The organism is Haloimpatiens massiliensis (genome assembly GCF_900184255.1).
Taxonomy (GTDB): Bacteria; Bacillota; Clostridia; order Clostridiales; family Clostridiaceae; genus Haloimpatiens; species Haloimpatiens massiliensis.
The window spans coordinates 1,282,689-1,308,213 of record NZ_LT854640.1; the positions used below are offsets into that span (position 1 = coordinate 1,282,689).

The window sequence follows — 25,525 nt, forward strand, 5'->3', positions numbered from 1 at the left end:
TACAACCCTCTTTTAGTCTATTTAGCGTCTTTTTTTAGTAAGTCATTGGCATACCTTGCTGCTTCATCTAATGCTTCTTTTGGTGCTGCTTGACCATTCATCATTTTTTGAAGTTGCTTCCATAAGTATTCATATACTTCTACACCGTGCGGAGCAACTTTAAGAGGTCTATATACACCTTTATCTTTTTCTATCATTTCTTTTAATTTTGGATCTCCTTGATATGGCTCATCTTTTGTTATTGGTGCTCTTGGATGATATTTATGGAATTTAGTCATAGATTCTTTACTTAACATATGATTCATTAATTTAAAAGATAAATCTTTATTTTTAGCTGATGACATAAGTGTTAATTGGTCAACAGACGCAAAAGTTCCCTTGTCCTTATTTTGTAACGATGTAATAAATCCATATTTAAGATTTGGGAAAGATTTATCTAGTATCTCTGAAGCTGCTGAAGATAAATATATACAAAACGCAGCATTTCCAGGTCCAAAAGTTGTTTGTAGCATTTCCTTATTAGTTTGAGATATTGCATTTTCTGGTATAACTTTATCCACAAATTTAAGATCATGCAAGAATTGAGCTGTTTGTACACCAGCTGCATCATTAAACTTTACAGTCTTTAAATCATCATTATAAAGTTCGCCACCTGCTTGCCATAAAAATCCATACCAATTCCAGTTTAAATCACCAAAGAATTTAGCTCCCCAGCCTTGTGCAAATCCCCATTGATCTATTTTTCCATCTCCATTGGTGTCCTTAGTTGCTTTTTTAGCTATTCTTCTAAAATCTTCCCATGTCACTGGAGGCTTTTCACCTATTTTATCAAGTATATCCTTATTGTAATAAAGTACCGCTGGATTTGCAGCTTCTATAGGAAGACCATAAATTCCTCCCATTTCTTTTGCATCATTAATATATATGTAGTTTTCATAATCTTCTTTAGATAATCTCTTCGTTAAATCTTCTACTGCTCCCATGCTTATAAACTGAGGAAACATTTCTGCATACATGTAACCTACATCTGGTCCTTTTCCCGCTGCTATAGCTGTAGCATATTTTTCTGGATACGTCTCCCACGGAATTATTTCTAAACTAATTTCACAGTTATTTTTTTCTTCAAATTCTTTTAAAATTGGTTCCCAAACTGGTTTATCATTTTCACCTATAGGTGGCAACCAAACTGTTATGTGTTCTTTTTTACCTTTATTATCACTTTGTCCTTCCTTTTTATTTCCACACCCTGCTAAAGTTCCAAAAGCCACTACTACTAATAAAAATAAAGCAAATATCCGATTAAACTTTTTCATAAATAATTATCTCCTTCCTTAGCAAAACTTTTCGACTAATTTACTATTTTTTCTCACTATTTATAAGTTTTTTTATCTTTTTTGACTATTTGTTAATTAAATACTTAACTTCTTTAATTTTAAAAGCTAAAAACCCAAATATAGATGTAAGTTCTTTAATAGGAATATAGTTACAGCATTTAATTCTATACTTTCCCTATAAGTAACTTACAAAATTTTTTAAGAAACTAATTTTAATTCAGCAAGTATTGTGTCTAAAGGTATATCATTTTTAGCTTCCTCATAAACAAAACGCACCAATTCTTTAGCCGATAGGCTTTTTATAGACTTTATAGTATCACCAATGGTTTCAAGTTTTTTAGGATTATATAATCTATAAATCTCTAAAAAATTGATTGCTAAAAATGTAAGTAGAAAATACCTCTCGATAGAGAGTATACCTTGAACTTTATATTCGTCAAAACCTAAGTGTGTTTTAAGATATTTGTAATTAGTTTCAATGTTCCATCTATATAGATAGTATTTTATTATAGCTTTATTACTAAGTTCTATGTCTGTAGACATTAGATATACTGGTTCTTTAAAGCTGTCCCCATCAACTTCATAGCAAATTAAGGCTAATGCATTTTCAATCTTTGAAACTTTGCCTTCGTATTTATATACTCTATAATCCTTACCTTCGACGGTAACTACATCTAAGGTAGATGGATTTATATATTTAGCAAATTCCTTAATTTGCATTGAAATTCCTAATGGAGAGATTTTTCTATTAGATTTTAAAGCCCCAATAAAGTTAAAACCTTTTAAAATACAACCATTAATTAACTTTTCGCTAGTGTACCAACTATCAGTAAGACAATATATTTTATCGCAGTTAGAAGGTTTTTCAAAAGAATTAATAAAACCTAAAGCTATATCTGGTTTACTCATAAATTTTTTATTATGATTTTTGCAGTTTTCTTCGTTAAAATAAGACTTATAGTTTAGCGGAATAGACATATCCTCTGCTACAAAATTAGAAGTAACTACACAGTGGGACCAAAGATTTTTACCTTCTGTATGGCAATGATTATAGCTTAATCCTTGCATCTTCTTTGCTTGAGTTTTTGGATTAACAGTATCATCTATAACTAAGAATCCTACGGATTTAGGCTTTATGAGTTTATTAAAATGTAGTTTTAAATAATTAATACGATTTCTATCTATGAGACTATCGTCCCATTTAGAGTTACTCAAAAATCTATATATGGAACTGCTGCTTTTAGCAGCTAGTATATATTCTGAAATCTTTAATAAAGATTTAGTGCCATCTAAATTTATTAATCCATTAATAATAGTGGATATATGATGAAATTGAGGTTTACTCATTCCATAATTTACATCATTTAAGTAATTGTAAAGTTCATCATTAATGGATACAATATGATTAGTAAATTTACTTGGCATACTGACAACCTCCCGTGTTTTAATTGAGTAGTAACTTTTATATATCACGGATAAGGTCAGTGTGCCATATTTATTTTTTGGTAATACTACCAATTTAACTTTTTATTTTGCAGAAGTTAAGTTAAATATTAATAAATTCACTTAGTTTTGTCTAATTGATAATTTCTATAAAAAAACATTTATTTATTATATTTTTCTATCGAACATACTGCTATTTTTATAGTACTGAGCATATTTAAAAACTGTTAATATAAAAATAAAGCCCATACTGGGCTTTATTTTGTACCTCTTTTAACTACTCCATTTCTTGGTTTGTAGTAATCTTTATATAATAAATCCTTTGAAACTTGTTGTCCATTTTTATAAGTTATTTTATAAACATTCACTTTATATCCATTTTTAGCTGTTGTCTCTACAACTTCAGTTCCCTTTGGAAGTGTAGAGTCATTTACATAATTGGTACTTGAAGGTATAGTTTCATATACTTCGCTAACAAAATCGTATTTAACTTGGTTAAGACTTGAACTTGAATATACATTACAAACTAATGTGTTTCCTTGAACATAACTCTCTAAATACACAGGATAATTTAAAGTATTTTTAAACTTGTAATCTAAACTTCCATAACTTACCGTAGCATCTAATCCCTTAGGTACATAACTAGAAGGTAAAGTATGAGGTGTCCTTTGGGTAGAGCGTATATTAGCTCTCAAAACTGCATTATATAGTGTACTTGATACTTGGCACACTCCTCCACCTAAGCCACTTTCTACCTTGTTTCCTACTATTACTGGTGCAGCTTTATATCCTCTAGCAGCACTTCTCTCTCCTACTACTTCATTAAAACTAAAAGATTCCCCTGGCATTATAAGTTTCCCATTTATAGCTTTAGCAGATAATTTAATATTATAATTTCTATTTTCATTTGAAGCAGAAGTATTAAATTTTGTAGTAAAATGTGATATCCTAGAATTTATACTTTTTAAACTTTCTGATTTAACTTTTGCATCTACCGTTTTAATTTCAGGTTTAATAATCGAATCCTTATCATCCACTTTTCCATTTATGCTACTATTGATATCATTCTTCAACTTCTCCTCATTTAAAACCTTACCATTTACACTTTCAGTAACATTAAAACTTATATCCCCAACTTTTCTTATAGTTGCATCTTTAGCCTCACTATTTATCTCTTTTTTCATTTCATTTAGTAATACATCTATATATTTTCCATCATACTTAAACTTTAAGGTATATCTTTGATTTTTAGAATTTTTTATTAATTTATATTTTTGTAAAATACCCATATTTCTAGTATATCCAAAAGCTTCATTTACAGTTTCAGAAATATTATATCTAGCATTTAATTGTGAATAATTAATCTTATATTCTTTATTAGGAGCCTTTATTAGTATATTCTTCTTTAAAACCTTATCTCCATATTTTTCATTAATTAAAGTTATAGCTTGCTCCTTTGTTTTTCCAGAAACATCTATATTTTCTATTGATACACCTGGATATATAACATTATCGTACTTTTCACAAACTGAATATATATGATGTCTTACTCCTAGCGCTCCAGCCACAACTATAATTATAAAAAATGATAATACTACTAATAATACTTTTGATTTATTGGGTTTATTGTTTTTTTCACTCCTTTTACTTCTACTCATACTCTTTTTCCTTTCCCAAAATAATTTATTTTCCTTTTATTATAATAATAACATTTAGCTAATATAAAAAGTTACAAATATATTAAAAATAACATTTACTATCTTGGGATTTCATCTAAAGTTTAAATTTTTTAATCTCCTCTTTTAAACTTTTTGACATAATATTTAATTCATCTACAGTACTTCGTACATTCTCTATAGAATCTGCTCTTCTCTCCACTACTGAATTTATTTTTTGAGAATTAGCGGCTGTTTCTTGAGTATTACAAGAAAATTCCTCTACCACATTGGCCATCTCCATAGAAATTCGGGTTTGTTGTTCTATAGAATCAGCTATATTCTCAATACTTCCACTCATATTCTTTATAGTATCATATATGTTATTAAATTCTTCACTAGTTAAATAGGATTTTTCAACTCCCACTTCCACTAACTTTAACTCTTTTTCCATGGCTTCTGATGCATTTTTAGTTTTTTGCTGAATATTCTTAACAAATGCCATTACATCACCAGATGCATTTTTACTTTCTTCTGCTAATTTTCTTACTTCATCTGCTACAACTGCAAAGCCTGTCCCATGTTCCCCAGCACGTGCAGCTTCTATAGCAGCATTTAAAGCTAATAAATTTGTTTGTTCTGCTATGGCATTTATTATAAGCACCATTTCATTTATCTTTTCAGAATATTCCTCTAATTCTTCTATAGCTCTACAAGCTTCATTTGTAGTATTTTTTATATTATTCATTGATTTCACTACATCTTTTACACTTTCAGCGCCTTGCTCTGCTAACTTTAATGCATTTTCTCCATCTTTAGCCACGCTCTCTGTATTTATAGCTACCTTCTGTGAATTGTTAGCTATTTCTTGAACACTTGATGCTGTTTCTTCTGCTGCACTAGCATTATTTTCCGTACTTACTGCCATTTCATTAACACCATTTACTATTTCTTCAAATCCTACATTTATTTCTTCAATAGAAGCCTCTACATTGCCAGATACTTCTGTTAAACCTTCAGCACTACCCTTTATATTTAATATCAATCCTCTTAAGCTATCTCCTGCTGTATTTAATGACTCTATAAGTTCTACAACTTCATCTTTATTTTCAGTTCTATTCATTATTTTCTCATTTAAGCCATTAGCCTTGTAAGTTAAATCTCCTATAGCTATTTTTTTAGCAAATTCTGAAGCCTCATTTATATTACATGTTAAATAACTTGATAACCTATAAGCTATATATATTACTAGTATTAGACAAAGTATACATAACCCGTTAATTATACCTACTGTCTCTATAATACCTGTGCTTTTAAAATATTGAATTATAGACGCTTGTTTTATAGCTATAGCCCAAGCACCTATAATTTTTCCTTGCTGATCTTTTATAGGTTCTAAATGAGATAAATATTTTTCATCATTAATTCTTAATCTAGTATTTACACTGTTTCCTTGCTGAAAAACCTCTTCTTTTAGCTTATCTTTTTCATCTATGTACTTAATAGTATTATCCTTCGTATCAATACTAGTAGATATTATCTTATTTTCAGATAAAAATATCATGTCAAATCCTAAATCCTTTTTTATTTTTGATACCATATCACTATTACTAATTTTTTTATCGCCTTTACAAAGCTCCTCATTATTTAAAGACCATTGGCCTGGATAAACTTCATCTATTATACTTTTTCCAGTGATACTTGCCTTTTCTACTATTTGACTCAATACTTTTCCCGAAGCCTTAGTTCCAATATTAATAGTCATAACACATATAGGTACTAAAACCAATATTGCTACTAAAAAAAAACTTCTCATTATTTTTCTTTTTAAAGAAACTCTCCTCATAATCATACCTCCAAATGCATACTATTACATTTTTACATACTTTTACTATATATATTATATAACATTTACCATAAAAATAAAAATTTTTTATATAAGTAACCAGTATTGAAATATTGTATTCATTTGATATAATTATTGTTGAACACTAACTTAATATTACTACGGGGGTGCTTAAAGCTGAGAAGAGCTATTGCTCTAACCCTTTGAACCTGATACCAGATAATACTGGCGGAGGTAAGTAGGTACATAACTTCTAAAGTTATTTTATGTTCTGCTTTTCTTTAAGCAGTTTTTTATTTCAAATTTTAGAAATTATTCACTTTAAAGGTGTACCGTTATGGTATACCTTTTATTTTTATAAAATTAGGAGGAATTCTAAATGAAAAAAGTTTTAACTATTGCCGGTTCTGACAGCTGTGGTGGAGCAGGTATTCAAGCAGATTTAAAAACTATGAGTGCTTTAGGGGTTTATGGCATGAGCGTAATCACCGCTGTAACTTGTCAAAATACTAAGGGCGTATTTGATGTACAAGAAATAAATAATAATATAGTACATTCTCAAATAAAATGTATATTTGATGATATTGAAGTGGATGCAGTGAAAATTGGCATGGTTTCCAATAGTGAAATCATAAAAACCATAAGAGAACTACTAATAGAATATAAAGCTAAAAACATAGTTGTAGATCCCGTTATGATATCCAAAAGTGGATATTTCCTACTTAAACCTGATGCAATAAACGAGCTTAAAAATTTAATTTCTATAGCTCATATAGTAACTCCAAATATTCCGGAAGCTGAAGCTTTAACTGGTTTTAAAATAGAAAATGAAGAACATATGAAAAAAGCAGCCTCTGAAATTTCAAAACTGGGTCCTAAGTGGGTACTTATAAAGGGCGGTCATAGATACAATGATGCAAACGATATTTTATACACAGGAGAAAAATTTATAAAAATATCGGGAAAAAGAATCCAAACTAATAATACTCATGGTACAGGCTGCACTTTATCTTCTGCTATAGCATCGCATCTAGCAAAAGGCTTAAATATTGAAGAATCTGTAATAGAGTCTAAAAATTATATCACAAAAGCTATAGAAAATTCCTTTTCCATTGGCCAAGGTGTAGGTCCTTTAGGCCATTTTGTTGAACTTTACAAACAATCTGGCGTGCGTTATGAATAAAAAACTACTTAGCTTTTTTTTAAAGTAGTGTAAAAAACTTTACATTAACATCTAAAGAAAGGGGAATGAAAAAATGAAAAATCATTTATTTAACGTTATATCAAAGGTTAGAAATACCACTCCATTAGTACATGCTATAACAAATTACGTAACTATAAATGATTGTGCTAATATACTACTTGCTTTTGGCGCTTCTCCTGCCATGGTAGAAGCCTACGATGAAAGCTATGACTTTTCTAAAATTTCATCTTGTCTATACTTAAACTTAGGAAGTCTACCAAAGGAACAAGAAATAGCCATGATTATGGCTGCAACTTCAGCAAAAAACAATAATGTACCTGTAGTATTAGATCCTGTAGCCTGTGGTGCTATTCCAAGGAAATTAGATGTTATTAATAAACTAATAGAATTAGGTAGAATAGACGTTATTAAAGGTAATGCAGGAGAAATAAAATTTTTATCTGGACTATCCTCTAAAACTAGAGGTGTAGATTCTATAGATGATGGCGAGGGATTAGTAGAAGCTTGTAAAACTTTAGCTAAAAAATATAATTGCATAATTGCCGCTACTGGCCAAATAGATGTAGTATCTGACGGTACTAAAACTGCATTAATAAAAAATGGAGTACAGTTATTCACTAAAATTACTGGTGCTGGCTGCATGCTAGGTGCTTTATGTGCAGGAGCTTGTGGTGCTGAAAATGATAAGTTCACTGCTGTATGTGCTGCCATAGCTTGGATGAATATAGCAGGAGAAAAAGCATTTCATGAAACAAAGCTTCCTGCTTCCTTTAAAGTCAAGTTAATAGATTACATTTATGGCTTAACTGAACAAGAATTTAAAGATAACCTAGATATAAAATTACTATAGTGGACTTGGAAATTTAGATTAAAAACAAAAATTTTACAACAGGGGGTATTAAAATTGAGTATAGACTATAAAATTTATTTGGTTACGGATAGAAGATTTTTAAAGAATATATCTTTAAAAGAAGCCGTAGAAGAATCCATAAAGGGAGGAGCGAGTATAATACAAATTAGAGAAAAAGAAGCAACTACTAGAGAATTTTTCAATATAGCTAGTGAAATTCATGACATAACTAAATATTATAATGTACCTCTTATAATCAATGACAGAATAGATATAGCTCAAGCAATAAAAGCTGAAGGGGTTCATTTAGGCCAAGACGATATGCCTATAGAATATGCAAGAAAAATATTAGGAGAAGACATAATAATAGGTATATCCTGTGGCAATGTATATGAAGCTTTGGAAGCTCAAAACAAAGGAGCAAATTATTTAGGCCTTGGCGCTGTGTTTTCCACAAATACTAAAAAAGATATAGATATACCTATAGGCTTAAATGGACTAAAAGAAATAACTTCAAAAATTCATATTCCTTCTGTAGCTATAGGTGGAGTCAATCACTCTAATGCAAAGTCAGTTATGGAAACTGGTGTAAGTGGTCTTTCTGTAATATCTTGCATTCTTGGAAGCAATAATATAAAAAAAGCTACTGAAGAACTTAAGAAAATTATGACTTTGTCATAATTTTTAGTGGGCTAGTTGGCCAGTGGGCTAGAGGGCTAGTAAAGGATTATTTTCCTTCGCTATGGAAAATCTTTAATTTATAAAATAAAAATATAAAATTTGAAATTTACAGATAGGTAATAGGTAAGAGCTAAGAAGTAATAGTTGTGGTGAAAATCCAGCTTTGCTGAATTTTTTAAAGAAACTCTTACCTTTTACCTATTGGTTCTTACTTCTTACTTTTTACTTCTTACCTTCTCCACTAGTAGGCCATCTCTCCCATAAGTAATGTACGTATAAACGGAAAAATCTGTCTTTAAAGTATTAAAACAACTTTGTTGCTTCCTCTCCCGTCATACAGATTACCTTTTCTCCCAATAAGTGAGTTTCAAACAAGTTAGAATGATACTTATCAACTCTGTTTTCTATAAACAAATATCCCTGCTACTCAAAATATGGTCAAATGTATCCATATTGAGATTTTTACTGCTTCAACGTACTCTGCCTTGCCTAAGCTACTACAGTTTGTATAGAACTCCACAGTCGTTAATTCCCCAAATAGCCTTGGGTACACATATAAGTGCTTGTTTAATTAAGCTATCTTATATTCTTTAGCATTGGCTAAATTTATTGAAGCATTTAAATCTCTATCAATAGAAAGCCCACAACTGCATTTGTAAACTCTATCAGATAGTTTTAAATCTTTCTTATATGCTCCACAACAGCTACACATTTTACTACTTGGATAAAATCTATCAACTATTCTTATCTCAATGCCATTTTGTTTAGCTTTTGAAATAAGTTTAATTCTAAATTCATAAAACTTTTGCCCAGCAATTGCCTTAGCTAAATGCCTATTCTTCATCATTCCACTTACATTTAAATCTTCAATAGTTATAAACAGAACTCTTAGCTTCAGATGGAGTTTTTACTCCATCTGAAGGTTAGAGATCGTTATCCAGTGACGTAGCTGCCGTTATCTCCCACTTTGTTAGAAGTGGGAGTGTTACGGCAGGTAGTCATCGGATAAAACTTGGTTTTTGTTTTATTAACTCATTCACTGTTTTATTTATGTAATCAGTTCTTATATTTGTAAGTCTTTGATGAAGTTTTTGTACCTTGACTATTTGTTTTTGGATATTTTGACGAGTAGCTTCTCCTTTCTCTTTTTTATTTCTTAATTTTAAACTTTCATATTTCCTTGAAAGCTTTCTTTGCTCACGTTTTAGTTTCTTTTCTGCTTTTTGACTTACTGTACCACTTTTAACCATAGAGTTAACTGGAATGTATCCAAATTCTTTTAATCTAACCCAACCTAAAGTTGGAACTTTAACTCTATGTCTTTCAATAGTCCAATCTGTTTTATTATTCTTTGGAAAGTAAGCTTTAACATCTTGATTTTTCTTTTTCTTAAATTTAGGAAAACTTGCTTTACCATCAAAAAACTTTTTAAAAGCTTTTTCTCCATTCATAATGGCTTGTTTAGTAGCTTTGGAAGACACTTCTTTAATCCAAGCTTTGTCAGGATGATTAGGAATATATTTGTTATTAAGCCATTTAGAAAAATCCATACCACTAATAAATTTTTTCTCTTTTTCGTAAACTTTTTTATTATGAGCAATATAAAAATTGTATATGAACCTACTTACACCAATAGTTTTATGAATTTTAGTTATCTGTTCTTCTGTTGGCTTAATTTCTATTTTGTATGCTTTTTTCAACTTCTTCATCTTCCTTTATCTTTTTCTTATATTTTCTTTGTATTGCTCATAAGTATAATATCTCCTATTTGTTGGTGTTCTAAATGCTTTTAATATTCCTTAGTTATCCCTCTTTGTAATGTTCTAACTGATACATTAATTAATTCTGCAAATTCATTTGGTTTATAATTATTATTTTTCAAATGTACTCACTTCCTTTTCATAAGTACATTTTACTATATTTAATTACTTTTATTTATATTTTAAATAACTAAAGATATCTCCTTCAGCAAATGAAGAGAACTTTCTAAGCTTTTATCCTTTGCTACATGTTCCTTAGTTAACATAAACTTATCTTCCCCTTTTTATTCTGATTATGAAATTAGCCTACTCTTTTAAGTATTACTATTTCTTTCATGTTCTACATTTCCACCATATTCTAAAATTTTTCATAATGTGGTACAGCAAAATTTTTCATTTAAATTATATCAATATATATTACAGTGCATTAGTATGCAATATTCTTAGTTTTAGGCATAATTACAATTTTATGCACCCATAAACTAAAATTGTACTTTCTTCTGAAACTCAAAAACTATAACATATGTAATAAAACTTTGTACAACTAAAAAATAACTATTATATTAAGTTTGTCGTGTTATAATTTTAATTAAGATAATATCATTTAACTATAATAAAGAAAGCTGGTTATAGACATGAGTGAAAAAAGAAATTTAGAGAGCATAAGAATTTTCTATGTATGGCTACTGATTACAAACATTGTTTGTAATATAGTTTTTTATTTAAATATCAAAGGAATTAATATGGAAATGTTTGAAGTATTAAAGATAAGTGCCATCAATGGCTTTAGCTTTATGTCACTGTTATTTTTATCTGTAGTTATTATTTCTACTAAAAACCTTAATATCAACAAGGATATTCAAGAAAAAACTAATAATAAAATAAAACCTTTATATTTTATTAATGTGTTTTTTATAACATATATTTTAGTAGCTTGTTTTGTAATAAAAAATAGAGATATAATATTATCCTCTATAGTAATGGAAATAATATTTATAGGAATATTTATGTTAACTAAAAATATATTAATGCTAGGCTTAAATAGTAGACAGCTTCAATGGAAAAAAGCCTGGGAAGTTCCTGAAAAAGAACCTAAAGAAAGTAGTATTCTATGGAGATTTAAGCCCTGGTTCACTCCTCATGTAAATGTTCCTTTTAAAAACAGATGGAAAGGCACCTCTAGGCTACTATATGATTTAGCCTTACTATATGCTATTTATATAACTAAAGCCCAATTAATTTCATTTATATTTGTATTTTTACTTTTACCTGATTTATTATCCTGGCTAGAAGGATTTTTAGGACTACAAACTTCATTAAGCGGAATATGTACAGGCATAACTGAACATCATGGAAAATCTAGTAGCTCCATATATCATAAAGTCTATGTTACTGATTATGAAAAAGAAAGAGAAATAACCTTTATTGTAGATGGTCCTTTATTTATAGATGAAGGCTCAAATATCACCGTAATTCACGGAATATTTTCTAAAAGAGTATTGTATGTAGAAGGCCTACGGTTAAACATAAGATAATTGTGACACAATACTTTGAAGAAAAATCTAATTTTAATTCCGTAATAAATGTGTAATTTGGGACTGTTCACGATACGCCAAGAACTTCTAAATGTCTCACAGTTAAAGCCCCTAAAGCTTTCAAACTCACTCGTTCCTCGTTCAAACATGAAAGCTTCTTAACGGGTCTTTAACTGTGAGACATAAGAAGTTCTAAGGCTAGTTCAATAGTCCCAAATTCCACATTTATTACTACATTAAAATCATATTTTTAGTTTAATATGTATGTGGTTTGAGAGGAGAAGCCTACTAAAGGATGATTTTCCTCCTCTTCGCTATAGAAAATCTTTAATTTATAAAAAAACGCTCATAATATTTTTTAGGCGTAGCCTTTCGTTTAATCTACAATATTATTTTTATTAATTGTGAGATAGAATTATTAACTTTGATTATATACTAATGAATAATTGATTATGAAAATACATTAATATGTAAGAGTTAATATATTTTGCCGTGAGGCATTGGTTTGTATAAATCTTAATCATTTCTATGTATTTAGGTTGGCTATCGCCAATAAAAGATTTTTAAAGCGCTAAAAGAAAAAGCTATAACTATTCCATTTAATGAAATAGTTATAGCTTTTTTGCTATCCCATTTATTTAATTAAAGATTTTCCGTAACATAGTGGAGGAAAATCCTCCTTCAGTAGGCTGTCTCCCCCATAAGTAATGTACGTATGAACCGAAAAATCTGTCTTTAAGGTAACAATAAATATATTTTTTTAGACTATTGAGCTAGCCTTAGAAATTCTTTGTTTTCAAATATCAATACCCGTTAAGAAGCTTTCATGTTTGAGCGCCGTTAGAAGCGAGTTTGAAAGCTTTAGGGTATTGATATTTGAAGACATTAGAATTTCTTGGCGTATTGCGAGCAGTCTTAAAAAATATATTTATTGTGGACTTAAAGACAGATTTTTCTTATGGCACTTGCTTCGTAATCTATTCTTTTTCTCTAGTATATACTGTTTTTCCACCTAAAATTGTAGTTTCTACTTTCACATCTTTAATATGCTCCTCTTCTACATTAAAAATATCCTCTTCTAAAACAACTATATCTGCAAATTTACCTGGAGTTATAGAACCTTTAATATTTTCCTCAAAAGAGGCATAAGCTCCTCCCATAGTAAATCCATATACAGCTTCATAAACAGATAACTTTTGTTCTGGGAGCCAACCTCCTTTTGGATATCCATTTAAATCTTTTCTTGTAACTGCAGAATATACATTAGGAAGCACATCGAAAGCCTCTATAGGGCAATCGGAACCAAATGTTAAATGTATATCATTATCTAGCATAGTCTTCCAATTATAAGTATATTTAGCCTTGGTCTTTCCTATTCTCTCCTCTACTACATGAAGATCATAATTTAAAAATATAGGTTGTACATTGGCTATAACATCTAATTCTTTAAATTTATTAATTAAAACTTCATCAGTTATTTGTGCATGGATTATAGTGTGTCTAGCATTCTTTCTTGGATATAGCTTTTGTGCCTTTTCAATGCTGTCGAAAACCATATACATAGCTTTATCTCCTATACAATGAGTAGATATCTGCATTCCTTCTTTATGAGCAGTTATTATTAATTCATCTAGTTCATCTTGACTATAGGCAATCATTCCAAAAGTAGAGGGTTTATCCTTATAGGAATACGATAAATAAGCAGTTCTTGCCCCTAAAGATCCATCGCATATTAATTTTAAAGGTCCCAATTTAAAGTTTTTATCTCCCTTTTCATTATGCCAACCTTCATTTAAAAAATCTTCTAATATATCCATATCGGCAAGTCTACACTGCTGATTTATTCTTACTTTTAGTCTACCTTCATCTATAAGCTCCCTATAAGCCTTAATTATCTTTTTATAATCTCTGCTTGGAAGATACGCAAAATCATCAGAAAAAACTGTAGTTATTCCTTGCTCAGAGGCTTTTGCTGCTGCCTCTTCTATCATATCTTTAAGTTCCTCTAAGTCTGGTTCATTTACAGCATTATCCGCAAGCCAAACAGCATTTTCTGTAAGTACCCCTGTTGGAATGCCTTGGTTATCTATCTCCACCTTACCACCTTGCACTTTAGGTATATTACCACGTTTTATGCCTAGTACTTCTAAAGCCTTACTATTTACCGAATAAACATGATAGCAAGCCCTTATTAAACTTATAGGATGCTCTTTAGATATTTTATCTAAATCCTCTCTATTCAAAAATCTTTTTTCTTTAAAATTTTCATGATTCCAATTAGTGCCTAGTACCCAATGCCCTTTAGGAATATTTCTTTCTTTTATAAATTTCTTAGTTTTTCCTATTACTTCATCTATAGAATATGCATCTCTTAAGTCTACCTTTTGTAAACTACTAGCATACCCCAATAAATGCATGTGGCTATCTGTAAAGCCTGGAAGAACCAGTTTACCTTTTAAATCTACCAATCTTGTATTATCATTTTTTAAACTAAGCACATCTTCATTATCTCCCACTGCATATATCTTATCTCCCCTTATGGCCACAGCTTCGCATCTTATATTTTCTTCATCCATGGTAACTACTTTACCATTAAACAATATTAAATCCATGTAAATCCTCCATTTTAATATAATATTTTAAAGTCTTATTATATATATTCATTACATAGTACTAAAAATACACTAGATGTCCAAGTAAACGCTGTATCTCTTAATCCTTCCCCTGTCAATGCATTAAAATTCTCTGCCATTCCATTTCTATTTGCCATATTACAAAATCTCTCAGCCACTTTTTGTGCTAATTCATATTCACCACATTCATTTAAAGCATATACTAAAATCATAGTTGAAGGTGCCCATATAGGTCCTCTCCAATATCCATCATCAATGTAATATTCACTATTTATTTTTTCTGTAGCAAGGCCAAACTCTGTTAAAAAATCACCTTCTTTTTTGATTTTTTCTAATAATTTATTTCTTATATCTTTATTTAATCTTTTACCTAAAATTAGGGGTACATATAATATTAAACTATCTGACTCTATATCTTCATGAGTGTAACTGTCTACTGCCACAAATCTATCTTTCCTCCAAAAATGCTTAATCATTTTATTTAAAAGTTCTTCTCCTCTTATTCTCCACTCACATGCCTCTTCCTTTTTTCCAAGTTTATTAGCTATTTTTTCTAAAACATCCATTTGAATTATTAAAAATGCACATAAATCCGGGCTTTCTACAGCCATACTTTCCTTAAAAATTGTAGCATTATCCCATCCTGAATCATTTCCATGGTTATATTGAGGTATTCCATCCCTATCATAATCTCTATATTTAAACCACCAATCTGTCCACTTGCATAAAGGCTCGTATACCTCCTTAATTCTTTCTTCTGTTATAAAATCACATCTATCCATCATCCATTTTAATGTCCAGCCATGTATAGGAGGCTTACAATAATTCCATAACGCATAGCTGTCATTAACGAAATCAGGAAATGTACCACTTTCATCCTGTACATCTATAAATGTCATAAACTGATCCCATGCTAATTTAGGATTATTCTTAACTAAAGCCATGGCATTAAAACAGTGATCCCAACTCCATATATTAGTCATCCAATTTTTAGACATATACATTGCAGGTCTTCTTAGAAGTCCTTCGGGATTTACCACGCAAGACCAAGTTATATAAGATGCTAAATTTTTACCTGCATTATATTCTTCTGGAACCTCCAATGTATTTTTTAACCATCTACTATAATCTTCTTCCACTGTTTTTAAGCAATTATTAAAATTACTCAAATCCCCCTTTTCTCTCCATACAGTGTGATAATCTTCTATAGAACACTCCATAACACCATTATTGGGTAATAAATCTATAACTATTTCTCCTGGATAATCTTCTAATTCTCTTCTTATTTTTATTTCTCCCATAATAGGATTTATAATAAATCTTATTTTTTTAGATGAACAATTTACTTCATATGCTTCTTTTTCAGCTTTTATTATGTCATCATAAGCTCTTTTTTTCATAACTAATCTAAGTACCATTCCTTCTGAATGAATCCTAATAGTATTAGCATTGGGCATGCAAAATTTCACATTACCTTCCTTAGAATTCAGTTTCATAAGGGTTTCGTAGCATTCTATTTTATAAGGAGTAATATTCTCATTATATACCGTTTCTATTCTAAATACTTCTCCTAAATCATCATCTCCACCTCTAATATTCCTTATGTAAAGTCCCTTTTTTATTTCACCATATTCTAAAGGTGAAATAACCAGATAAGAACCATATCTACTAAAAGGAACTTGGAAAACGTTTAGCTTCATTATTCTTCCCCCCATGTTTATAATTATACTTTCTTTATATTTTATCATATGTATAAAAATTCTCACTATTGATTATACTATTTTTATCAATAATAACAAATATATATTTACTATTAACAAAAGTTCATACAACAATTTTCCAAATATATGATTTATATACTGTTGTTCAAATTGTCACTTAGTTATACTCTATGTTTGGGATTTTATTAAATACTACTTCATAGTAATGAGTACAAAAACTCATACTTATCTAGTAAATAAAACCTAAATATATTACTAGCTAAAACATTTATTATGCATTGGAGACTGGGAATTAGGGATTAATAAAACTACTTATACATAAGCGGAGGTTTAACTAATGAAAGCTAAAGTAGATAAAGATACTTGTATTGGTTGTGGACTATGCCCAGAAGTATGTCCAGAAGTATTTCAAATGGATGATGACGGAAAAGCTATTGCATATAACCCTGATGTATCTGAAAACTTAGCAGATTCTGCTCAAGATGCGGAATCTCAATGCCCTGTAGATGCAATTACAATTCAATAATAAAATTTTATCTCAATTGAAAGTTAAAAACCCTCTGTGTCATAGTCACAGAGGGTTTTGTATTGCTCTTAAAACTTTTTACCTATTAAATTCACCTTATTTATTTTCAGGTTTCTCAATATTTTTCTTCATTAAGAAATATATTGGAACTCCTACTACTAGTCCTCCAAGTCCCCATAATACTTTCTCCATAGAAGATTGTACTAAAAGCCATCCACTAACTACTACAGCTATTATTGGAATAACCGGTCCAAATGGAACTCTAAATGAACTTTGTAAATCTGGTCTCTTCTTTCTTAAAACTATTACCGCTAGACATGTTGGAACGTATTGAGCAAATCTTGAAACAACACTTATTGCTGCAAGCTTTGTAAAGCTACCTGATAAAGCTATTGGAATTGCTAATGCCACTGTTATTATAATAGCTACATATGGTGTACCTTTTTTACTTTGTTTAGCAATTGCTTTTGGAAGAAGTCCATCTTCTGCTAAAGCCACACCACTTCTTGGAGTGATAAATGAAGCCGCTATATTTATTCCACCTATAGAAACTAGTGTACCTGCTGTAACTATTGCTCCTCCTATAGGTCCTAAGAATACTGCTGCTGCATCTGCTACTGGTGTTGCAGTTTCTGCAAGTTTAGTTCCAAGCACTCCTATAGATACTGCTTGAATTAATAAATAGAACGCTGACACTATTATCATAACTGTTATAATTGCCTTTGGAACGTTCTTTTCTGGATTTTCCATATCTTCTGCTGCTACTGCTATAGATTCAAATCCTGTAAATGCATAGAATATTAAAAGTGCTGCTGCACCAAAAGAACCTGGTGTATATTGACCATTTGGTATCATTGGAGTGAAGTTTGCACCCTTTAAAAAGAATATTCCTATAGCCACAAACATTACAAGTGGAACTAATTTTCCTATTGTAATTACATTATTTAATGTTTTTGAAATATTTACTCCTAATATATTTATAATTCCTAATCCTACTAATATTGCTATAACTATGATGTTTTTAGTAGCTCCCACTGACGCTGCTGGCCAAACTTTTCCTAAAGCTGTAGCAAACGCTACTGCCATAGCAGCCCATGCAATTATACTTATAGCCCATTTCATAAATCCAACTTCAAAACCCACAAAATCACCAAAGGCTTCTCTTGCATAAACATATGGACCACCGTTTTTCTTAAACATTCCGCCCACTTCTGCAAAACACATTGCTATACTTATAACTAAAAACATATCGAATACTATTACACCTAAGCTGGCAGGTCCTATTAATTTTGCGGCCTGATTTGGTAATAAAAATATTCCTGAGCCTATTATAGCATTTATCCCTAATAGTACTATACTCCAGAAACCCAATTTGTTTTTGCTTGACATACTTTTTCCTCCCTTTCCTTATGTTACTATTTTGTACTTTCTTGAATCAATTTTTTAAACACACCTAACATTTTTTCATTTTCTTTAGCCATCATTTCTGGATGCCACTGTATTCCCATTACAAAGTGTTCTCCTTCTTTTTCAATAGCCTCTATAACTCCATCTTTCGCCACTGCTGCTGCTTTAAATCCTGGCGCCACATCTTTTACTGCTAAATGGTGAAAGCTGTTAGTTAGCACTTCATCTCCTAGAATTACATTTAGCTTAGTATTTTTCTCTACTTTTACTGTGTGTGTAGGTACATTAGATAATGCTCCTTGATTGTGTTTAATGTAACATCCCTCTATAAAAGCTAGGTCTTGATAAAGATTTCCACCATTAACTACATTTATAATTTGGTGTCCTCTGCAAATACCTAAAATAGGCTTTTTCATGTCCATGGCAATCTTTATTAGCATACAATCAAATAAATCTCTCTTCGGAAGTATTCCTCCTAGCTTTTGACTAGGCTCCTCACCATATAACAGAGGATTTACATCATGACCTCCTGACATTATAAGCCCATCTACCGCTTCTAACTGTTTTCTTATTATTTCTTCTTCGTATACCATAGGTAACATAACAGGTATACCCCCAGCCAAAGCCACTGCTTTAATGTAATCGTCATTTACATATGCTCTTTCGTATCCAGGAAACATGCCTCCATCGTCTACAATTACGCTTCCTGATATACCTATCACTGGTTTCTTGTCCATTAATCTAAGCCTCCTAAATCTAAGTGTTTTATTTGTGCAAATATTATAAGCAAACCCCATGCCAATTCGTTATTGCATTAACAAAGTTTTTTATTAAAATCCTTATAATCATCGATTTTGTTAGTTTAAACATTTACAAAATATTTATTTAGAAAATTTAGTATTTAATTAATTATAAATATATTAAAATAAAAAAATAGGCTAAACATAATATACGTTTAACCTATTAACCTATTTATCCTATTAATAAACCTATTTACTTTCCTGTTTCAAGAAATTCTTTTCCTTTTCCTGTTATAGCACTTCCACCACGACCTACTTTTGATGTTATAAATTCTAATGAATTTAAAACATTCAATATTTTTCTTATTTCTCCCTCATTAGTTTCTATATTTTTTTCCCTTAATATTTTTAAAATCTTGTTTCTTCCCAATGACTCTCCACGTACACTAAATGAATTCACTATATTAAGTACTTCTAAAGCTTTTTTAAAATTGCACTTACTTTTTAATATATAAACTTCTTCACTACACATTTTATTTATTTCTTCATTTTTAAGTTTATCATTTTCCTTTTTTTCATCATTAACAATGTCAAAGGGCAAATTTTCAATTGTAACTTCTTCACTACACATTAAAGATATATATGAAGCTGCATTTTGAAGTTCTCGTATATTACCAGGCCAATTATATCTACATATAGCCTGTTTTGCCTCCTCTATTATATTTAAATTTTTATTCATAAAATATTTTAATAGTTCTAATATATCTTCTTTTCTTTCTCTTAAAGATGGTATGTTTATAGGTAAAACATTAAGCCTATAATATAAATCTTCTCTAAATTTTCCTTCTTTTATCATTTGAAGCAAGTCTCTATTGGTAGCGGCTATTACTCTTACATTTATATCTATTACTTTTTGAGCCCCTATTCTCATAACCTGCCTCTCTTGTAAAACTCTTAAAAGCTTTGTCTGAAGAAGCACTGGCATATCTCCTATTTCATCTAAAAATATAGTGCCGTTATTAGCTTGCTCAAAGAGCCCTTTTTTACCTTCCTTTAACGCTCCCGTAAAAGCTCCTCTTTCATATCCGAACAGTTCACTCTCCAATAAATTTTCAGGCATGGCAGCACAATTAACTGCCACAAATGGCTGCTTAGCTCTTGCAGAATTATTATGTATAGATTGAGATATCAATTCTTTTCCCGTACCACTTTCTCCTATTATAAGTACCGTCAAATCCGATTTAGAAATCTTCTTTGCTAAATCTACACATTCTTTCATAATCTTTGACTTAGTCTGTATATCATCAAAAGTATATCTAGCTACCTGCCCCTTCTCTCTTATCTTTTGACTTAAATTTTGTTCTAACTGCTTTATATATGTAATTTCCTGCAGATTATAATAGGTGCCCATTTCTACTCCTAAATAATGTATAGTTCTTTTATTAGTATTTATGTATCTATTTTTATAAATAAAAACCTCATCAAATATCTCCTTTTCAGTTATTATTTTTTCCAATTCTCCTTTAAATACGTTTTCAATTAATTCACCTTCTACATGTTCCTTTAAGGCAAACATATCTTGAAAGCTCTTATTAAATACTGTTATAACTCCTCTAGTATTGGTAAGTGCTATTCCATTTTTAGAAAGATTTATTACAATATCTAATTCAATATTTTTTATAAAAAGTTCTTTATAATTGTCTCTTATTCCAGCATCTAAACTAACTATTTTTTCAGAGTACTTAATTAAATTCTTTCCTATTTCATCATTGTGCAAAGATAATGAACTTATTATCTGAAAAAAAGTGGATACATCAATATACCTATCACCCAGATCAATTATTTTATTTATGTAGTAAGGCACTCTCCATGATTCACTTGGCGTAACTGCTACATTTACATCTTCATAAGTTTTACATTCCTCATATGGAATTCAATTGAGATGATTTATTCCTAATTCATACATCNACTTGGCGTAACTGCTACATTTACATCTTCATAAGTTTTACCTTCCTCATATGGAATTAAATTGAGATGATTTATTCCTAATTCATAAAACAAAGATAATGTTTCCAAAGTGGTTTCATCATTATCATTGACAACCAAAACATCATTTCCATCAGGAATAGAAAACAATTTATAAACCTCATTTTCTAATATAGTTCTTCTTATAATCAATATTTTACTTTCGCTACTTATAAACTTCTTTATACTTAAAGCTCTTTCCTTAATCATAAATAGCACTACCTGATCACTAATAATCTGATCTTGTTTAAGCTCTCTTATATAGTAATTATTTATATGAACAAAATCTCCTAATACTTCTTTTAAATTCTCTTTTAAAAACCTTGCCACTCTAGAATTACTATCAGTAACTATACCTATGGACTGCATGCTCCATCTCTCCTTAATTACTTTTATAATGACGTTTATTTCATAAAACATAGTAATATGACTAACCCACAATAAGGTATAATGTGATGGAATTATGAAATTTCTCCTCTATGACTTGCATAAGAGCTAGGAACAATAAATTTAATTTAAACAGTTCCTTTGCTTCTTATGCAAGTCATTCCAGAGAAATTTCATAATTCAGGTAATGTAATGCTTTTTGTGGGATAATGAGTAATATATATTTATTATTATATTTTATCTCATTATCTAAAATAAAACAAAACATTATATCTTTTCAAAATTATTCATTAATAAAATTTAATATAAATTTATTTTGGCACGCATTTTGCTTTATTAAACATATATGATTGCATTACAACATTTTTAGAAAGGAATGAACTATAAATGAAAATTAACAATAAAGAATATTTTATAGGATTATTAAAAAGTGAGGTAGTTCCAGCTTTAGGATGCACTGAACCAATTGCAGTAGCATTAGCATCAAGTAGAGCTTGTAAGGAACTTAGCCTTTGTCCCGAAAAAATAAAAGTTTTTGTAAGTCCTAACATACTTAAAAACGGTATGGGCGTTGGAATACCTGGCACTGGAATGGTAGGTTTAGACATAGCTGCTGCCCTAGGAGCTATAGGTGGAAACTCTGACGCTGTACTTGAAGTACTAAAAGATATAACTAAAGAAGACATAGAAAAATCAAAGAAATTTCTTGAAGAAAATAGAGTATATGTAACTGCAAAAGATGTACCTGAGAAATTATATGTAGAAGTTACAGTTTCTAATGGTAATCATAATTCAACAGTTATAATAAAAAATAAACATTCAAACATAGTATCTATAGAAGTAGACGGTAAATATGTATACCAAAATGAAGATGTAGAAAATAATAATACTTCCGAAGATACAGCTTCATACCAACATACTACCGTAAAGGAAATATATAATTTTGCCCTTACTGCTGATTTTGAAGACATAAAATTCATATTAGAAGGAGCAAAAATGAATAAAGCTATTTCTTTAGATGGATTAAACAATGATTATGGTCTTAAAGTAGGAAAAACTTTATTAAACAAAATCAATAAAGGAATACTAAGCAATGATTTACAAAATTATGCTATGGCTGTAACTGCCGCAGCTTCTGATGCTAGAATGGCTGGATGCATGCTTCCTGTTATGAGTAATTCCGGTAGCGGAAACCAAGGTATTACAGTTATGATGCCTGTAGTAGCTGTGGCTGAAAAATTAAATGTAAGCGAAGAAAAACTAGCTAGAGCTTTAGTTTTAGCTAATTTAGTAGCCATACACATTAAATCCTACCTAGGAAGACTTTCTGCTCTCTGCGGTTGTGTAGTTGCCTCTTCCGGAGCTAGCTGCGGTATAACTTACCTTATGGGTGGAAACCTAGAAAATATAATTTATTCTATTAAAAATATGGCAGGAAATATAGCTGGTATGATATGTGATGGTGCTAAAACCGGTTGTGCTCTAAAGGTTTCTACTGGCGTAAGCGCTGCTATCCAATCCTCTCTATTGGCTATGGACGGCATAGAAATATCAGAAAAAGATGGAATTATAGACAAAGACATAGAAAAAACTATACAAAATATAGCTGAAATAGGCGCTAAAGGCATGAGCGAAACAGATAAACTTATCCTAGATATAATGATCTGCAAATAAGAATATTAAAGCTAAGATTTATATAAACCAATGCCTTATGGCAAAACATATTAAATTTTATTCAATATTTTATTTTAATAATTGGTTATTCATTAGTTTTTAATCAAAATAATATTAGTAACTACTATTGTAGATTCAACGAAAGGCTACGCCTAAAAAAGATTATGGAAGCTTTTTGATTTGTTTTATAAATTAAAGATTTTCCATAACGTAGTGGAGGAAAATCATCCTTTAGTAGGCTTCTCCTATCCAAACATAAACATATTAAACTAAAAATCTGATTTTAATGTAGTAATAAATGTGGAATTGGGGACTATTGAACTAGCCTTAGAACTTCTTATGTCTCACAGTTAAAGACCCGTTAAGAAGCTTTCATGTTTGAACGAGGAACGAGTGAGTTTGAAAGCTTTAGGGGCTTTAACTGTGAGACATTTAGAAGTTCTTGGCGTATTGTGAACAGTCCCAAATTACACATTTATTACGGAATTAAAATTAGATTTTTCTTCAATGTATTATGTCACAGTATATTCTCTTTGTGCTTCCTCCCCTATTATTTTTATGCCTTTTTCTATATCTTTCAGTGATGTTCTAGAAAATGCTAGTCTAAAGGTATCTTTACCGCCTCCATCTGTATAAAATATATCACCTGGAGTGAAAATAACACCTCTTTTACAGCATTTTTCTAAAAGTTTTCTTGAATTTATTCCTTTCAGTTTTATAAATATGTATAGCCCTCCATCTCCGTATATATATTCATTAGGTATATATTTTTCTGCTAAATTTCTAGCTAAATCAAATTTTTCTCTATATATATTTCTAACTCTTTTTAAATATCTTGAAAACTCACCGCTCCTCATATATTCATATAAAATTCCTTGGTCAAGGGCAGATGTATGTATATTCTTGCTTCTTTTAACACTTTCCATAGCATCTATAAGATTACTATCCGCACAAATCCACCCTATTCTAATACCTGGAAATAATATCTTTGAAAAGCTTCCTATATAAATTACAGAATTTTCTTCTCCCGCTATGGTGGCCATAGGTGCTATGTGTGCTCCTAAATGTTGCAATTCCTCATTAAAACCATCTTCTATTATGGGAACATTATGTTTCTTAAGAAGATTATACACCTGTTCTCTGCTTTTATATGACATAACTATCCCCGTGGGATTATGATAAGATGGTATTAAGTAAGAAAACTTTACTTTACGTTCCTGCAATATTTTCTCTAGAGCATTAATATTCATTCCATCCTTATTCATTGGTACACCTACTAACTTTAACCCATGAAGCTTCATAATCTTAATTGCAGTGTTATGGGTTGGATTTTCACATAGTATATTATCTCCTCTTTTTGTAATGGATGACAAAATCATATTAAATCCTTCTGTAAAACCATTGGTTATTATTATATCTTTGTTTTTTAAATTTACTCCTTTATCACTCATATACTCCTTTAAAAAATCTATTAAAGGCTTATAACCTCTTGCATATCCATAATTTAAAATTCTATTGCCTTCCATAGAAATCAAATTTGCAAATGCCCTTTTTACTTCTTCTATATCAAAATAACTTTCATCTGGAGCTATACTTTTAAAAGATATCATTCCTTTTTTATAAAGTTTTTCATGCTTCATTATATCCATATTTTCAGCTTTAACCGCATAACTATTTAAATTATTTTCCCAATTTATACTCCAATCTTTATTGTTATTTACATTAATCTTAGCTACAAAAGTTCCCCTGCCCTTTAAGGTATTAACTAACCCTTCTTCTTCTAACTTTTCATACACATTCATAACTGTACTTCTACTTATATTCATAATACTAGCCATTTCTCTTGTAGAAGGAAGCTTACTTAAGTATGGTAACATGCCATTGTCTATCATATCTTTAATGTATTTATAAATTTGAATATATATAGGCTCTCCTTTATGGAATTTTATATTAAAAAGCATCTAAACACCTCTTGCTGTTTTAAAATATCCCCAAATCAAATTAGAGATAAACTAATTTGATTGTAGTTTATCTCTAATTTTAATTCTTTACAATTTATTTTTCAACTAATATAAAAATTTGGCAAAAACTTTTAAATAAAAAC

16 protein-coding genes, 2 pseudogenes and 1 riboswitch are annotated in these 25,525 nt (G+C 30.0%); of the genes and pseudogenes, 6 read left to right on the forward strand and 12 right to left on the reverse strand.

Annotation, left to right across the window (positions count from 1 at the left end; genetic code table 11):
* Nucleotides 1-17: 17 nt before the first annotated feature.
* The 4 genes from C1715_RS14295 to C1715_RS14310 form a co-directional block, all read right to left on the reverse strand.
* Nucleotides 18-1,313 (reverse strand): ABC transporter substrate-binding protein, encoded by a 1,296-nt coding sequence (locus C1715_RS14295; protein WP_102401145.1) that lies wholly within the window; start codon nt 1,311-1,313, stop codon nt 18-20.
* Between the two features lie 219 nt (nt 1,314-1,532).
* Nucleotides 1,533-2,759 (reverse strand): IS701 family transposase, encoded by a 1,227-nt coding sequence (locus C1715_RS14300; RefSeq protein WP_102398934.1) that lies wholly within the window; start codon nt 2,757-2,759, stop codon nt 1,533-1,535.
* A 275-nt stretch (nt 2,760-3,034) separates the two neighbouring features.
* On the reverse strand, nt 3,035-4,435 hold the full coding sequence (locus C1715_RS14305) for a VanW family protein (RefSeq protein WP_102401146.1): 1,401 nt from the start codon (nt 4,433-4,435) through the stop codon (nt 3,035-3,037).
* Nucleotides 4,436-4,550: 115 nt separating this feature from the next.
* Nucleotides 4,551-6,278: a methyl-accepting chemotaxis protein gene (locus C1715_RS14310; protein ID WP_180964100.1), complete on the reverse strand. Its 1,728-nt coding sequence runs from the start codon at nt 6,276-6,278 to the stop codon at nt 4,551-4,553.
* Between the two features lie 153 nt (nt 6,279-6,431).
* Nucleotides 6,432-6,533, forward strand: a riboswitch (TPP riboswitch).
* Between the two features lie 124 nt (nt 6,534-6,657).
* Between C1715_RS14310 and thiD the strand changes: the two genes are divergently transcribed.
* The 3 genes from thiD to thiE all read left to right on the forward strand — a co-directional run bounded on the left by thiD (nt 6,658) and on the right by thiE (nt 9,013).
* Nucleotides 6,658-7,461, forward strand: a complete 804-nt coding sequence (gene thiD / locus C1715_RS14315; protein ID WP_102401148.1) for a bifunctional hydroxymethylpyrimidine kinase/phosphomethylpyrimidine kinase — start codon at nt 6,658-6,660, stop codon at nt 7,459-7,461.
* A 73-nt stretch (nt 7,462-7,534) separates the two neighbouring features.
* Nucleotides 7,535-8,332, forward strand: coding sequence for a hydroxyethylthiazole kinase (thiM, locus tag C1715_RS14320; protein ID WP_102401149.1), 798 nt, complete (start codon nt 7,535-7,537; stop codon nt 8,330-8,332).
* Between the two features lie 54 nt (nt 8,333-8,386).
* Nucleotides 8,387-9,013 (forward strand): thiamine phosphate synthase, encoded by a 627-nt coding sequence (thiE, locus tag C1715_RS14325; RefSeq protein ID WP_102401150.1) that lies wholly within the window; start codon nt 8,387-8,389, stop codon nt 9,011-9,013.
* A 571-nt stretch (nt 9,014-9,584) separates the two neighbouring features.
* Here thiE and C1715_RS14330 read toward each other — a convergent pair.
* Together C1715_RS14330 and C1715_RS14335 are read right to left on the reverse strand one after the other, a co-directional pair.
* Nucleotides 9,585-9,893, reverse strand: a pseudogene (locus C1715_RS14330) (RNA-guided endonuclease InsQ/TnpB family protein); the annotation flags it as partial.
* 133 nt (nt 9,894-10,026) lie between these two features.
* Nucleotides 10,027-10,713 (reverse strand): annotated as a pseudogene (locus tag C1715_RS14335) (RNA-guided endonuclease InsQ/TnpB family protein); the annotation flags it as partial.
* 695 nt (nt 10,714-11,408) lie between these two features.
* Here C1715_RS14335 and C1715_RS14345 point away from each other — a divergent pair.
* Nucleotides 11,409-12,308, forward strand: a complete 900-nt coding sequence (locus C1715_RS14345) for a hypothetical protein (RefSeq protein ID WP_102401151.1) — start codon at nt 11,409-11,411, stop codon at nt 12,306-12,308.
* Nucleotides 12,309-13,285: 977 nt separating this feature from the next.
* On the opposite strand, the gene C1715_RS14350 is transcribed toward C1715_RS14345, so the two are convergent.
* Nucleotides 13,286-14,920: an amidohydrolase gene (locus C1715_RS14350; protein ID WP_102401152.1), complete on the reverse strand. Its 1,635-nt coding sequence runs from the start codon at nt 14,918-14,920 to the stop codon at nt 13,286-13,288.
* 38 nt (nt 14,921-14,958) lie between these two features.
* Nucleotides 14,959-16,641, reverse strand: coding sequence for an amylo-alpha-1,6-glucosidase (locus C1715_RS14355; RefSeq protein WP_102401153.1), 1,683 nt, complete (start codon nt 16,639-16,641; stop codon nt 14,959-14,961).
* Between the two features lie 358 nt (nt 16,642-16,999).
* On the opposite strand from C1715_RS14355, the gene C1715_RS14360 reads away from it, so the two are divergent.
* Nucleotides 17,000-17,188, forward strand: coding sequence for a ferredoxin (locus C1715_RS14360; RefSeq protein ID WP_102401154.1), 189 nt, complete (start codon nt 17,000-17,002; stop codon nt 17,186-17,188).
* A gap of 96 nt (nt 17,189-17,284) precedes the next feature.
* Here C1715_RS14360 and C1715_RS14365 read toward each other — a convergent pair whose 3' ends face one another.
* From C1715_RS14365 to C1715_RS14375, 3 genes are all read right to left on the reverse strand, one after another.
* Complete coding sequence (locus tag C1715_RS14365; RefSeq protein ID WP_102401155.1) at nt 17,285-18,577, reverse strand: APC family permease; 1,293 nt, start codon at nt 18,575-18,577, stop codon at nt 17,285-17,287.
* Between the two features lie 26 nt (nt 18,578-18,603).
* The gene (locus C1715_RS14370; protein ID WP_102401156.1) at nt 18,604-19,332 is read right to left on the reverse strand and encodes a gamma-glutamyl-gamma-aminobutyrate hydrolase family protein; all 729 of its coding nucleotides are present in this window, start codon (nt 19,330-19,332) and stop codon (nt 18,604-18,606) included.
* 256 nt (nt 19,333-19,588) lie between these two features.
* Entirely contained in the window at nt 19,589-21,199 is a 1,611-nt protein-coding gene (locus C1715_RS14375; protein ID WP_341457751.1) for a sigma-54 interaction domain-containing protein, read from the reverse strand.
* A 935-nt stretch (nt 21,200-22,134) separates the two neighbouring features.
* On the opposite strand from C1715_RS14375, the gene C1715_RS14380 reads away from it, so the two are divergent.
* A complete protein-coding gene (locus C1715_RS14380) occupies nt 22,135-23,421 on the forward strand; it encodes an L-cysteine desulfidase family protein (protein ID WP_102401157.1) in 1,287 nt (428 codons plus the stop codon).
* Nucleotides 23,422-23,933: 512 nt separating this feature from the next.
* Here the strand turns inward: C1715_RS14380 and pdxR are convergent.
* Nucleotides 23,934-25,382, reverse strand: coding sequence for a MocR-like pyridoxine biosynthesis transcription factor PdxR (pdxR, locus tag C1715_RS14385; RefSeq protein WP_102401158.1), 1,449 nt, complete (start codon nt 25,380-25,382; stop codon nt 23,934-23,936).
* Between the last annotated feature and the right edge of the window lie 143 nt (nt 25,383-25,525).